A 12,612-nucleotide genomic window follows, 5' to 3' on the forward strand; every position below is an offset into this window, starting at 1 on the left:
GGTCGGGCGGGTTGTCAGAAAATTCTTGCCCTGCCGCCCGTAATCAGCCAAATTAGTCGCCGCTTTTCCCTTCTAATAACAATCTTGCGCATGGAAAACTCACATGACGCGGACTTAATTCCTGTCCCGAAACAGGGTATGAAAAAACTGAGGTACATGTGTCAACTGCAAACAAACACACTGATGAGGCTGTCAGTCTCAATGCGTTTAAACAGCCGAAGGCGTTCTACTTAATCTTCTCGATTGAGTTATGGGAACGTTTTGGCTTCTATGGCCTGCAGGCCATTATGGCGGTTTACCTGGTGAAGCAACTGGGGTTGTCTGAATCAGACTCCATTACCCTGTTCTCTTCATTCAGTGCGCTGGTGTATGGTCTGGTCGCGATTGGCGGCTGGCTCGGTGATAAGGTGCTGGGTACCAAACGCGTCATCGTGCTGGGTGTCCTGGTGCTGGCGCTGGGCTATGCGCTGGTGGCGTTCTCCGGTCATAACGTCAGCATTGTCTACATCGGTATGGCGACCATCGCGGTGGGTAGCGGCCTGTTTAAGGCAAACCCCTCTTCGCTGCTCTCTACCTGCTATGACAAAGATGATCCGCGTCTCGACGGCGCTTTCACCATGTTCTATATGTCGATCAACATCGGTTCACTCTTCTCAATGATGCTGACACCGTGGTTAGCGGCGAAATATGGTTATAGCGTAGCCTTCTCACTGTGCGTTATCGGTCTGATCATCACCCTGTTTAACTTCCTGTTCTGCAAACGCATGGTTAAGGATTACGGTTCTAAACCCGATTTCGCTCCGTTGCAGATCGGAAAACTGCTGATGACGCTGGTCGGCATCGTCGTACTGATCGCACTGGCCAACTGGATGCTGCATCACCAGTCTATCGCACGACTGGTGCTGGCCGTGATTGCCCTGGGTATCGTGCTGGTGTTTGCCAAAGAGGCCTTTGCACTGCAGGGAGCGGCACGTCGTAAGATGATTGTTGCCTTCCTGCTGATGGTCGAAGCGATTCTGTTCTTCGTGCTTTATATGCAGATGCCAACGTCACTCAACTTCTTTGCTATCCGCAACGTTGAGCACACCATTCTCGGCATTACTTTTGCCCCCGAGCAGTTCCAGGCGCTGAACCCGTTCTGGATTATGCTGGCCAGTCCGCTGCTGGCGGCGCTCTATAACAAGCTGGGCGATAAACTGCCGATGCCGCACAAGTTTGCCTTTGGTATGGTGCTCTGCTCCGCTGCGTTCCTGGTGCTGCCGGTGGGTGCGAAGTTCGCCAGCGATGCCGGTATCGTTTCCGTTAACTGGCTGATCCTGAGCTATGCGCTGCAGAGTATCGGTGAGCTGATGATCTCTGGCCTCGGCCTGGCGATGGTGGCACAGCTGGTGCCTCAGCGTCTGATGGGCTTTATCATGGGTTCCTGGTTCCTGACTACCGCTGGCGCGGCGGTGATTGCCGGTAAAGTGGCAAACCTGATGGCCGTGCCGGAAAACGTCACCGACCCACTGATTTCGCTGGCGACCTACAGCCGCGTATTCCAGCAGATTGGTATCGTGACGGCGGTGATCGCCCTGCTGATGCTGATTACGGCGCCGATGCTGAACCGCATGGCGCAGGATCCTGACGCGAAAAAAAATAACGTGCAGGCGTAATTCACGCTGCACTTCAGCTAAGCCGGGCTCTGCCCGGCTTTTTTTATGGCTTGCCGCAACGCCCTTCGCAGATCCCTGATCTTTGTCACTGGTAATCCCGCTTTGACTCTTTACTATGCAAGGATCCCATTGCAACAAGGAGTACCTGGTCATGAAACTGTTTTGCAAAGCGGGTGCCTGCTCTCTCTCACCCCATATTGTTATGCGTGAATGCGGACTCGACTTCACTCAGGTGAGTGTTGATCTGGCCACAAAAATCACTGAACGGGGCGATGATTTCCGCCAAATCAATCCTAAAGGCCAGGTGCCCGCGCTGCAGCTCAGCGACGGTTCTGTGCTGACGGAAGGCGTCGCCATTGTGCAGTATCTGGCGGATCTGAAGCCCGATCGCCATCTGCTGGCACCGGTTGGCAGCCTGACGCGTTATCACACCGTGGAGTGGCTCAGCTACATCGGCAGTGAGCTGCATAAAAGCTTTGGGCCACTGTTTCGCCCCGGTTACTCCGATGAGGTGAAAGCGCAGACCCGCAGCCAGCTGGAAGCAAAATTCCGCTATGTCGATGAGTCACTGCGCGACAAACAGTGGCTGATGGGGCTGCATTTCAGCGTGGCGGATGCCTATCTGTTTGTGGTGACGCGCTGGGCAAAAGCGCTGGGACTGGATTTATCCGGCTTTACGGCGCTGGGCGCGTGGTTTGATCGTGTCGCGGAACGTCCTGCGGTGCAGGCGGCGCTTAAAGCGGAAGGCTTAGCCTGAGTCAACAGGGCCGGTTATCCGGCCCTGATGCGTTACAGTTTTTCTGCCGCGAAGTGCTGCGTCGGCGTGGCGATGGCATCCTGTGCCGCCACCAGCTGCAGTTCATATTCGCCCATCTGATGGGTTTTCAGCATCACCTCGTATACCGCTGCGGTGACATGCTCCAGCGCATCCTGCAATGATTTGCCGTGTAGCAGATTCACCAGCAGCAGACCGCTGGTGAGATCGCCCACGCCGACCGGCTGACGGACACCGAAATCGACCAGCGGACGGCTGATGTGCCAGGCATCTTCAGCCGTCACCAGCAGCATTTCAAAGCGATCGCTGCGACGACCCGCACGCGCCAGATGCTTCACCAGCACCACGCGTGGTCCCTGGGCAATCAGTGCCCGCGCAGCGTCTACCGCCGCGTCGACGTCTGTGACGGTGCGCTCGCTCAGCATCTCCAGTTCAAGCAGGTTCGGAGCGATAATGTCGCTGGCAGGCATCGCCATTTTACAGTGAAACTCCGCCACACCCGGCGCCACGATGCAGCCTTTCTCCGGATGGCCCATGACCGGATCGCAGAAGTACCAGGCATTCGGGTTGGCCGCTTTGACCTGACGGACAATCTGCAGAATCTGCTCGCCCTGCTCTGCCGAGCCCAGATAACCGCTCAGGACCGCGTCACAGGTCTTCAGGCGGTCGATGTCAGCAATGCCTTTAACAATGTCGGTTAAATGCGTTGCAGGCATCACCGTGCCGGTCCAGTGGCCATATTGTGTATGGTTGGAAAACTGCACGGTATTCAGCGGCCAGACGTTTGCGCCCATACGGCGCATCGGAAACTCAGCCGCCGCGTTACCGGCGTGACCAAAAACAACGTGCGACTGAATCGCTAAAATATTTTTCACTTGTTTACCCTGTCCTGCCTTGCCATAAAAAAGGGCCGGAAACCGGCCCTGAAATCTTACTGCCAGTTAATCAGGCAGTAATGTTTCTTGCCGCGACGCAGCAGCGTATAGCGGTTAAACAGTTTGTCACTGTCGCTGAAGCGGTACTCCGCATCGGACTGCTTTTCACCGTTCAGTGAAACGGCATTGGAGCCGATCATAGTGCGCGCCTGGCCACGGGACGGCACCAGCTCTGCTTTCACCAGCGCCTGCTGCAGATCATCGTCAGCGCCCAGCACGATAGTTGGCATACCATCCTGCGCCAGCTGTTCAAAATCGGCTTCGGTCATTTCGCTGACGGATCCGGAGAAGAGGCTGGCAGTAATGCGTTTCGCCGCCGACAGACCGGCTTCGCCATGCACCAGACGCGTCACCTGCTCAGCCAGCACGTACTGCGCACGTGGCGCGGTGCCGCTGTTTTTATCTTCTTCTTCCAGCGCGTTGATCTCTTCCATGCTCAGGAAGGTGAAGAACTTCAGGAAGCGATAGACGTCAGCATCCGCGGTGTTGATCCAGAACTGATAGAACTTGTACGGGCTGGTTTTCTTCGCATCCAGCCAGACTGCGCCGCCTTCGGTTTTACCGAATTTGGTGCCGTCAGACTTGGTGATCAGCGGAACGGTCAGGCCAAAGACCTGGTTCTGATGCAGACGACGGGTCAGATCGATACCGGAGGTGATGTTGCCCCACTGATCAGAACCACCAATCTGCAGGGACACACCATGCAGCTCGTTCAGACAGGCGAAGTCATAGCCCTGCAGCAGATTATAGGAGAACTCGGTAAAGGAGATGCCCTGATCGTCACGGTTCAGACGCTGCTTCACCGCTTCTTTGTTGATCATCTGGTTAACGGAGAAGTGCTTGCCGATATCACGCAGGAAGGTCAGCACGTTCATGCCGCCAAACCAGTCGTAGTTGTTGGCGGCGATGGCGCTGTTGCTGCCGCAATCGAAGTCGAGGAATGGCGCCACCTGCTGGCGGATCTTTTCAACCCATTCGTTGACGGTTTCACTGGTATTAAGTTTACGCTCTGCGGCTTTGAAGCTCGGGTCACCAATCAGGCCGGTTGCACCACCGACCAGCGCCACCGGCTTGTGGCCGGCATCCTGAAAACGCTTCAGGCAGAGCAGCGGTACCAGATGGCCCAAATGCAAGCTGTCAGCAGTGGGGTCAAAGCCGCAATAGAGCGAAATTGGCCCCTGCGCCAGTTTCTCTGTTAACGCGTCTTCATCCGTCACCTGGGCGATTAGGCCCCTCTCCTGCAATTGTTGTATCAGGTTACTGCTGGTCATTACTGACTCCAAATTGATCAGACTGCACCTATGCTGGTACACAGCTTTCCGCTGAGTTGCGGAATCGAAAAAAATCAGGGCTATAGCATAAAGCGCTGACGCTTTCTGTGCCAGCGCTGATAGGGGCGAATCGCGCAGATTCAGGGTGCCAGACGGTCGATTTTCCAGCCGTCGTGATCGCGCTGATAGATGAAACGATCGTGCAGACGATGTTCGCCACCCTGCCAGAACTCCATCGTGTGAAATTTCACCCGGTAGCCACCCCAGAAGCTGGGCAGCGGCACTTCGCCCTGCTGGAACTTCTGTTTAAGCTCCAGGAACTTTCCTTCCAGAATACCGCGTGCCGAAATACGGCTTGACTGCTTCGACACCCAGGCACCAATCTGACTGTCGCGCGGACGACTGTGGAAATATTTCAGCACCTCGAGGGGCGACAGTTTTTCCACTTCACCCAGCACCATCACCTGACGCTCCAGATAGTGCCACGGGAAGTGCAGAGAGATGCGCGGATTGTGCGCCAGCTGCAGCGCCTTACGGCTGCCGAGGTTGGTGTAAAACACCATGCCCTGCGCATCGTAGTGCTTCAGCAGCACGATACGCTGCCATGGCTGGCCCTGCTCATCCACGGTTGCCACGGTCATGGCGGTAGGATCGGGCAGTTTTGCCTCACAGGCCTGGCTTAGCCACTGTTCAAATAGCGCGATCGGATCGTCCGGCAGATCCTTACGACGCAATCCACCGCGGGTATATTCACGCCGCAGATGGGCAATGGTGTGTAGCGTTTCGCTGTCGCTCATAATGCTCGCCTATTCAGATAACAAGTCAGCTGGCAGGTTGCAGCTCACAATCATTCACGACAATTTTATCGTTACGTTCGATAAATGCGCCGTTTCCTTTGGACCAGAACACATAGGTGTTATCGCTGTAGCGTGCGCCGGACGCGGATACCGTCTGCTTCAGCGTCAGAGGCTGCCCATCCATGATGAAACTGACCTGCTGCTGCGCCTCGTCCAGCGTCACGGTCAGGGGCATGGTTCCGCAGCGATAGTGCAGGGTCTGCGGCGACGGCGGCTGTTTATGCATCAGGCTACAGCCTGATAGCAGTAGCACGGCGGCAACGGTTAATCCTTTCAACATAAGCGGGTCTCCTTCACGAGTGAAGCTGGCATTATAAGAAGGATTGCGCGCGAAGTAAGTGGGAATCCACGCCAATCTGGCAGATGCTGTCAGTCAGGCTGAATTATTGCGCCTTTTCAGACGGTTGTCTGAATGCACAGGCCGCGTTCTCAGGCTACGCTCTATAGATCTTAAGCGAGGAAGACAAACATGAAATTTGATAACGAAGATGCATTTAAGCTGGCAGTGGCGTTTATGAACCACAAAGAGAATGCCACCATCGCCAGCAGCTACTTTAAAACCTTTATCGACACCTACCAGAAATTTGACCGCTGGCTGAGCGCATCAGACCCGGTCAGCGCCATGAAAGCAGAAAAAGCGGCCGCCAAAGCGGGCGAAGACTCCATCCTCTGATCCCCTTCTCCACGGGTCCGATAGCCTTCAGGGTATCGGACCCGTGAATCCCGCCAGACATTCCCCCACATGCTCACTATTTCCGCACCGCTATTCTGGCTTTTACGGAAATATCCGCTCTGGCTGCCGTGCTTATTTCCCGCATCAGCATCGATCTTATTTCGGTACAGCGCATCCTCTGCTGAAATGGCACAGAACGGCTGGGTACATTTGCAATAAATGCTATTTCACGTCGTCATACCCCCTAATCAGCACCACACACTCCGGTTTTGTTTAAAAAACAGGCAGCGAGACGCGACAGGGCCAGCAAACCTGATAAAGCCGACTATGCTGTAAACGTTCGGATATACTTCATGGAGCAGAAAAAATGAAAATGAAATCCCTGTCAGCCATTGCGTTGCTGGCTCTCTCTTTAGGTACGCTGGCAGGTTGTGCCTCAAACCAGTCGATTAAGACCACCGATGGCCGCACGATTGTCACCGATGGCAAACCGCAGATTGATTCAGATACTGGTCTGGTTTCTTACCGCGATGCTCAGACAGGAAAAACTGAGCAGATCAATCGTAATGAGATCAGTAATATGAGTGAACTCGACAACTAATATAAGGTGAATAAGATGAAAAAAGCGCTGATTTTACCTCTCGCCGCATTGATTGGTATGACCGTATTAACCGGCTGCACCCGTACCAGTTATGCGATTCAGACTAACGATGGACGCACCATTATTAGTGATGGCAAGCCTTCTGAATCGGATGCCGGCCTGCTGGCTTATACCGATGCAAATGGCGTGAAGCAGCAGATTAATAAAGCGGACGTTAAAGCGGTCTCTGAAGTACCGAAGAAATAATCCGATCGCTGTTGCCCGATGAATAAAGCCGCCCATGGGCGGCTTTATTTTTGCCTGCGCCTGGCACGAAGTGGTGCACAGTCCTGGTTTTATTCCCCGGTGGTTTATAAATCAGAAATATCCGCTGCGGCGTGGCCATAATATGGCAGGCAACCGTGCGGATAGTGGTGCAGATAATAATCTGATAACGAAATGCGCCGTTCCGCCCTTATCTGAATTTCCGGCAACTCCCAGCTTTTTTAACCAGCATAATAGCTCAGCTTATTTCTCACAAAAAACCTCAGCCTGTTTTTATGCTTTGATATGAGTGGTTTACCGCCTCGATTAAAGGTTCACTTTATTTTCGGTAAATTTTAATCATAGCGCCCTGCTGTTTCCCACCTTTTAGTCCAGAGCGCCTTTAACTAGACTCTTTATATCGCTACTTAATCAGGAGGGTGCAGATGGTTTATCACGACAAAACAACGGGTCATATGATTCTTGGTGAAGCTGCAATTAATCTGGCTTTTGACGAACAGGAGATTACGCTGGTAGCACTGATTCGCCAGCTGAGCGAAATGGCCGAACAGGAGCGCAACGATGAGCGGGTCACGCAGATTGCCGATGCGCGCAACTGGCTCAAAGGTTTTATCGAATCTTCAACGCGCGACCGTGCCGAATTAAACTGGCTGGTCGAGACCGGACAGGCGCCGGTTAATCTTAAAGATTATCGTTAGTCATGTGCGGGTCATTACTGTTTATTTTGGGTGCCGGGCGCGCGCCTGGCCTCTCAGCCATAGAAGCAGGGACAGCGTGGCAGTGGAATAGTGCATGTCGGCCAGAACGTGACCAGAACGTGAATTGCAACGCTCTGCACCCGGCTCCCGTGTCGGCCTGAAACGGCTTCCACGCAGATTGATGAGTGCTATTGCTCTGCACTCATCGGCCGGCCATCTGGTCGTTAACCGGCCTTCGTCGGCTTCTCCCCACCTGCCGTCACGCTCAGCGCGTCAGCGGCTCCCCGTTTTCAGTCACCTGCAGCGTTTTTGGATGTTTCGCTGTAGGGGTTTCAAACCCACCACGGGCAGCAAAAACAGAACAGCCAATGGCTGCCACAAGTGTCAGTAAGATTGAGGTTTTCACGAAACGCGCCTTAATTTTCTTCGCTACAGGATAAAGCGTGAAAGCCTGGCACATAATCAGATGAGGGGAAAGGAAAGTGCAGAATTTCTCTGTCTGGAAGCGTCGGTCCGGGAAGTCTGTTTACTGATTGAGCGGCCTTGCCTGGTTACCCCAGTACTTTCAATGCCAGCGCCAGCGTCTTTTCTTCGTTAGTCACATCGCTGACCTTACCTGCCACCCGCAATCCAAAAGCAATACAGAGAATTAAACCGGCTGCCGCCTCGCTGTCCAGCGTGTTATCAATAGATCCATCCTGTTGCCCCAGCTCCAGCAGCGAGACCAGGAAGCGCTGATTACGCTGAACGACCTCATCAATGCGCTGCGCGAGTGGCTGATCCATCGTCTGCAGCGCAATCGCGCTGGAGACGACCAGACAGCCGCAACGCCCCTCTGTGGCACGCGCCGAATCCAGGTAGAATTGCAGTAGCTCGGTTATTTTCCCCCGCCCGCTGGCACAGGGTGCCAGACGACGGTGCAACTCACTATTTCTTAGCAACAGATAGCGTTCGAATACCAGCAGGAAGAGCGAGCGCTTATCTTTAAACGCCTTATAGATGCTGCCTGCGGAGAGATGCATCGCCTCACCCAGATCGTTCATTGAGGCCGCGTGATACCCTTTCTGCCGGAAAACGATCATGGCGTGATCCAGAGCCTGTTCGATCCCGAACTCTCTGGGGCGTCCCCGCTCTTTGTTTTTATACGTTGTGGCTGTCGTGGTCATTGTTACCGGCCTGGGGGTGTGTTGCTGTCAAAATCAATGGCGATTCTATCCCAGGCGCGGGTAACAAGCCAGGCCGCCCGTCACCCGTCACGCGCAGACGGCCCGTTATTTCCCGGACGCATTAATATGATTCGCCGCTGTCTGACCAGCCGCCGTCTGGTCTGCGGTGCAAGCCGGACGCGGTTCATTCAGATAAGGATGTTGTCTCTGTGCGGCCTTTTTCCCGCTGCTGGCTGCGCTTCAGCGCGTTTATTTTTATCAGCCATAACGTAAATTGCTTAATAAGCAGGCTGGCGTGGTTTTCATTGTCAGCAAAACATACAAAGAGTCGGTTTTTTATATTGCTGTTATCGTCGATCGCATAAATCTCATATTCGTCATGATGGCGGGATTTTATGATTGCTGTGAAATGTATTGCGGGCCAGAGCATCACTCTGGCTTCAAACTGCCTGAAATCCATTATATTTACCTGGTAATTTGCTTAAATTACCCGATGAAAAACTACTCACCGGGTCAGGCAAAGCATAACTTCCTGCCACTTTAATCGCGTGATAAAAAAAGCTTTTAGCAGAGGCCGCGGCTTCAGCAGCAGAGGAACATCGGGTCAGCCTTCACTTAAGCGCAACCACAGGCAGATCGGTTATCCGGGTGGTATAGGCAGGCGACAGCATCTCGCGTTTCATCGACCAGGCTTTGTTGATCCCCTGCCCGGCAAACCACAACTTCCCGCTGCCGAGCTTGTTGACTGTGTCGATCAGCTTCATCAGCTCTTCGCTATTGCGGCGTGGCTGATGTTCGTCAAACAGATCAAACTGAGCCACGCCCTGGCTGAAAAAATCCCCCAGCACGATGCCGGCCTTCATATAGCGATGTCCCTCAATCCAGATGTTATCCAGGCACGCCATTGCAACTCTGATGATGTCGCGTGTGTCCTGCGTCGGAATCAGCAGTTGCTCCATCGACTGATTGCCATAAAAGGGTTCGTCAGTCGCATGCGGACTGGTGCGCACAAATACCCCTACCTGACGGCAATATTGATTCTCACGGCGCAGCTTCTCCGCCGCGCGCTCGGCATACGCGCAGACAGCCTCGCGCATCTGATCGTAGTCGGAGATACGGCTGCCAAACGAACGCGAACACATGATTTGCTGTTTTACCGGCGTCACTGACTCCAGCTCCAGACAGGATTCGCCACGCAGCTCTCTGACAGTGCGCTCCAGCACGACGCTGAACTGTTTGCGGATGGCCTCGGTGCTTTGATCGGCCAGATCTTTTGCCGTCATAACGCCCATGGCGTTGAGCCGTTTGCCGATCCGATGACCCACGCCCCAGACTTCCGCCACATCAATCAGCGCCAGCAGCTTTTTTTGTCGTTCAGGGTCCGACAGGTCGACAATGCCGCCGGTTTTGCTCCACTTTTTGGCCGCAAAATTCGCCAGCTTGGCCAGCGTTTTGGTCTGTGCAATGCCGACGCCCACGGTCAGATGGGTCTCTTTGCCTATTCGTTCTCTGACCTGGCGACCAAAGGTCTCCAGCGCCATACAGTTCTGCACGCCGGTGAGATCCATAAAGGCCTCGTCGATCGAGTAGATCTCCACCGACGGCGCCATCTCTTCCAGTATGGTCATCACCCGATGGCTCATGTCAGCGTAGAGCGCATAATTTGAGCTGAAAACCTGCACCGCGTGACGCGTTAGTTCTTCACGCATTTTAAAATAGGGCGCGCCCATTTTGATGCCGGCTTTCTTTGCCTCGGCGCTGCGCGCAATCACGCAGCCGTCGTTGTTCGACAGCACTACTACCGGTTTACCTTTAAGGTCAGGCCGGAAAACGGTTTCACACGACGCGTAAAAGCAGTTCACATCGACCAGCGCGAACATGGTCAGTGGGTCGCTTTAATAACAAAGGTCACAACGCCAAACACTTCCAGCGCATCTTCGGTCTGGATAGCGATCGGTTTAAATTTGGTATTCATCGGCATCAGTTGCAGGCAGGGATGAAGCTGGAGACGTTTAACGGTGAATTCACCTTCCACCGCGGCGACCACAATATCGCCGTGTGAGGCGGTGAGTGAACTGTCGACCACCAGCATGTCACCATCATTGATGCCCGCCTCAATCATTGACTCGCCGCTGACACGGACAAAATAGGTGGCGCTGGGGTGCTGAACCATCAGCGCATTGAGATCAATACGTTGTTCGACATAATCCTGCGCCGGGGATGGAAACCCGCACGGCACACGTTCGATATATAGCGGTAAAGGCATAACGGCACGAATGTCCGCAGGTTTAATGAATTCCATAATTTCGCTCCTTTTTCAGATTACTGTATATAAACACAGTAATAGCTAATCCCCCTTTTAATCAAGTGACATGGAACATCTTTAAGCGAAAGGGTTGATGGTAATGCACTTTTTTTTAAACGTTTTTTCGCATTGCCGTCAGAGTAAGCAGAAACGGGTTACTTTCGCCGCACCGCCGGAATAGCGTCGATTTCTTCTTACAGTAAAGAATCTTATAAATTCACCGGCTGATTATTTTTACTTAAGGAAAATCTGACAACGCTTCTCTGGCATTCGGAGAGGTTTGAATATTACGGGCGGGCTGGTTATTCTGCTTTTTTAAGCATGGAGGGATTATGGCAGACGACGATCGAATCAAACATCTTGAAGAGGCAGTTGCGCAGTTAAGGGTTGAGACTACGGTATTAAAAGCGATACTCGGTCAGCAAATTGCGCTGAATAATCTCAATTACAAAGGGAAGTTTGACGATGTACTGGCGGCGCTGGCGAAAGAGTATGCCGAACGCGGTCTGGAAGAGGGCAATAATCAGGCTATCCATGATGCCCTGCGTCAGTATATTAAATATGAGCCACCCGCAATGGAATAAGCGGATTTTCCGGCAGCGTCCGATTGCCGGACTTTACCGGCTCCTGAACGCTGCCACCGCCCTGTCCTGCACCGCCTCCGCAGCAGCCTCAGACGATACCGGTTAGTATTTACACCTCGCTGTCACTCTCCAGCGCATCCTGAATCGCGTCGGCCAGATTAGCAACTTCATTCGCCACGGCCTGCAGATCCCAGGCGGTTTTTGAGCCGGTTGCAGAGGTGGAGGCGCTGACGGACTCCTTTGCCACTGACAGAGCAGCAGCCACGGCGACCGAACGTTTATGTTGTTCCTGAGTCATGCCCGCAGGCGGAATTGCGAAATAGTCGTGAACCATGATCATTTCCTTGTGATAAATAAGGGGTCAACCTTAGCCTTCTGCATCAGGCGTGGGAAGTGAATTATGCGGCATGGCCTGTCAGACGGCCAGGATTGCAGCAGCACAATCGCACCCGCCACTTTTCCAGCGCTGAAACCTGTACAACTTTGGCTGAAATCGGCGGAAAAAAGCGGTTTTAACGCATTGATGTGTCGTCAGCACAATCCCCAGCCTCCTGGTCTGAAAATCGCCACCCCTCTGAAAACCTCACCAACTCACTGTATTTATTCAATTAACCATCGAAAGCCTCTTTTTTCACTTTAAACATGCTTTTTACATACACCACCGACCAGTTAAATTTTGTCAAATTTCATTGTACAACTTTGCGATTCTTGTATAACTTTGTCTCGTGATGTTAAATCACTTGTAACGAAAGGTGCTTTGCACCGCATCTGAAGGTGTTGTGGATTTCCACCTTCAGATGCATTTTTTTTTGCGTCAGCCGGTGACCG

At 53.2% G+C, this 12,612-nt stretch carries 16 protein-coding genes; 7 read left to right on the forward strand and 9 right to left on the reverse strand.

Annotation, left to right across the window (positions count from 1 at the left end; all coding sequences use genetic code 11):
- The first annotated feature begins 158 nt into the window (after positions 1-158).
- Entirely contained in the window at positions 159-1,655 is a 1,497-nt protein-coding gene (gene dtpA / locus OK412_RS09100) for a dipeptide/tripeptide permease DtpA (protein ID WP_010245419.1), read from the forward strand.
- A 151-nt stretch (positions 1,656-1,806) separates the two neighbouring features.
- The gene (gene gstA, locus OK412_RS09105; RefSeq protein ID WP_033757533.1) at positions 1,807-2,412 is read left to right on the forward strand and encodes a glutathione transferase GstA; all 606 of its coding nucleotides are present in this window, start codon (positions 1,807-1,809) and stop codon (positions 2,410-2,412) included.
- 32 nt (positions 2,413-2,444) lie between these two features.
- Here gstA and pdxY read toward each other — a convergent pair whose 3' ends face one another.
- The 4 genes from pdxY to OK412_RS09125 all read right to left on the reverse strand — a co-directional run bounded on the left by pdxY (position 2,445) and on the right by OK412_RS09125 (position 5,773).
- Positions 2,445-3,305 (reverse strand): pyridoxal kinase PdxY, encoded by an 861-nt coding sequence (gene pdxY / locus OK412_RS09110; protein WP_010245428.1) that lies wholly within the window; start codon positions 3,303-3,305, stop codon positions 2,445-2,447.
- 56 nt (positions 3,306-3,361) lie between these two features.
- Positions 3,362-4,636 (reverse strand): tyrosine--tRNA ligase, encoded by a 1,275-nt coding sequence (gene tyrS, locus OK412_RS09115; RefSeq protein ID WP_010245429.1) that lies wholly within the window; start codon positions 4,634-4,636, stop codon positions 3,362-3,364.
- Between the two features lie 140 nt (positions 4,637-4,776).
- Complete coding sequence (pdxH, locus tag OK412_RS09120; RefSeq protein WP_010245431.1) at positions 4,777-5,433, reverse strand: pyridoxamine 5'-phosphate oxidase; 657 nt, start codon at positions 5,431-5,433, stop codon at positions 4,777-4,779.
- Between the two features lie 25 nt (positions 5,434-5,458).
- Complete coding sequence (locus OK412_RS09125; RefSeq protein ID WP_010245432.1) at positions 5,459-5,773, reverse strand: MliC family protein; 315 nt, start codon at positions 5,771-5,773, stop codon at positions 5,459-5,461.
- Between the two features lie 189 nt (positions 5,774-5,962).
- Between OK412_RS09125 and OK412_RS09130 the strand changes: the two genes are divergently transcribed.
- The 4 genes from OK412_RS09130 (at position 5,963) to OK412_RS09145 (ending at position 7,729) form a co-directional block, all read left to right on the forward strand.
- A complete protein-coding gene (locus tag OK412_RS09130; RefSeq protein ID WP_003848989.1) occupies positions 5,963-6,166 on the forward strand; it encodes a hypothetical protein in 204 nt (67 codons plus the stop codon).
- 367 nt (positions 6,167-6,533) lie between these two features.
- A complete protein-coding gene (locus OK412_RS09135) occupies positions 6,534-6,767 on the forward strand; it encodes a YgdI/YgdR family lipoprotein (protein ID WP_010245442.1) in 234 nt (77 codons plus the stop codon).
- Between the two features lie 15 nt (positions 6,768-6,782).
- Positions 6,783-7,013: a YgdI/YgdR family lipoprotein gene (locus tag OK412_RS09140; RefSeq protein WP_010245445.1), complete on the forward strand. Its 231-nt coding sequence runs from the start codon at positions 6,783-6,785 to the stop codon at positions 7,011-7,013.
- 443 nt (positions 7,014-7,456) lie between these two features.
- A complete protein-coding gene (locus OK412_RS09145; protein WP_022625718.1) occupies positions 7,457-7,729 on the forward strand; it encodes a hypothetical protein in 273 nt (90 codons plus the stop codon).
- A 551-nt stretch (positions 7,730-8,280) separates the two neighbouring features.
- On the opposite strand, the gene OK412_RS09150 is transcribed toward OK412_RS09145, so the two are convergent.
- From OK412_RS09150 to umuD, 4 genes are all read right to left on the reverse strand, one after another.
- Positions 8,281-8,895: a TetR/AcrR family transcriptional regulator gene (locus OK412_RS09150; protein ID WP_033771678.1), complete on the reverse strand. Its 615-nt coding sequence runs from the start codon at positions 8,893-8,895 to the stop codon at positions 8,281-8,283.
- Positions 8,896-9,079: 184 nt separating this feature from the next.
- Complete coding sequence (locus OK412_RS09155) at positions 9,080-9,355, reverse strand: hypothetical protein (protein WP_022625721.1); 276 nt, start codon at positions 9,353-9,355, stop codon at positions 9,080-9,082.
- Between the two features lie 151 nt (positions 9,356-9,506).
- Entirely contained in the window at positions 9,507-10,775 is a 1,269-nt protein-coding gene (umuC, locus tag OK412_RS09160; RefSeq protein WP_263056054.1) for a translesion error-prone DNA polymerase V subunit UmuC, read from the reverse strand.
- Between the two features lie 2 nt (positions 10,776-10,777).
- Entirely contained in the window at positions 10,778-11,197 is a 420-nt protein-coding gene (umuD, locus tag OK412_RS09165) for a translesion error-prone DNA polymerase V autoproteolytic subunit (protein ID WP_010245460.1), read from the reverse strand.
- Between the two features lie 335 nt (positions 11,198-11,532).
- Here umuD and OK412_RS09170 point away from each other — a divergent pair, with 335 nt between their 5' ends.
- Positions 11,533-11,784, forward strand: a complete 252-nt coding sequence (locus OK412_RS09170; protein ID WP_010670062.1) for a hypothetical protein — start codon at positions 11,533-11,535, stop codon at positions 11,782-11,784.
- Positions 11,785-11,893: 109 nt separating this feature from the next.
- Here the strand turns inward: OK412_RS09170 and OK412_RS09175 are convergent, their stop codons facing one another.
- Complete coding sequence (locus OK412_RS09175) at positions 11,894-12,118, reverse strand: hypothetical protein (protein ID WP_010245468.1); 225 nt, start codon at positions 12,116-12,118, stop codon at positions 11,894-11,896.
- Between the last annotated feature and the right edge of the window lie 494 nt (positions 12,119-12,612).

It is taken from the genome of Pantoea sp. JV6, from assembly GCF_025910055.1.
Classification (GTDB): Bacteria; Pseudomonadota; Gammaproteobacteria; order Enterobacterales; family Enterobacteriaceae; genus Pantoea; species Pantoea agglomerans.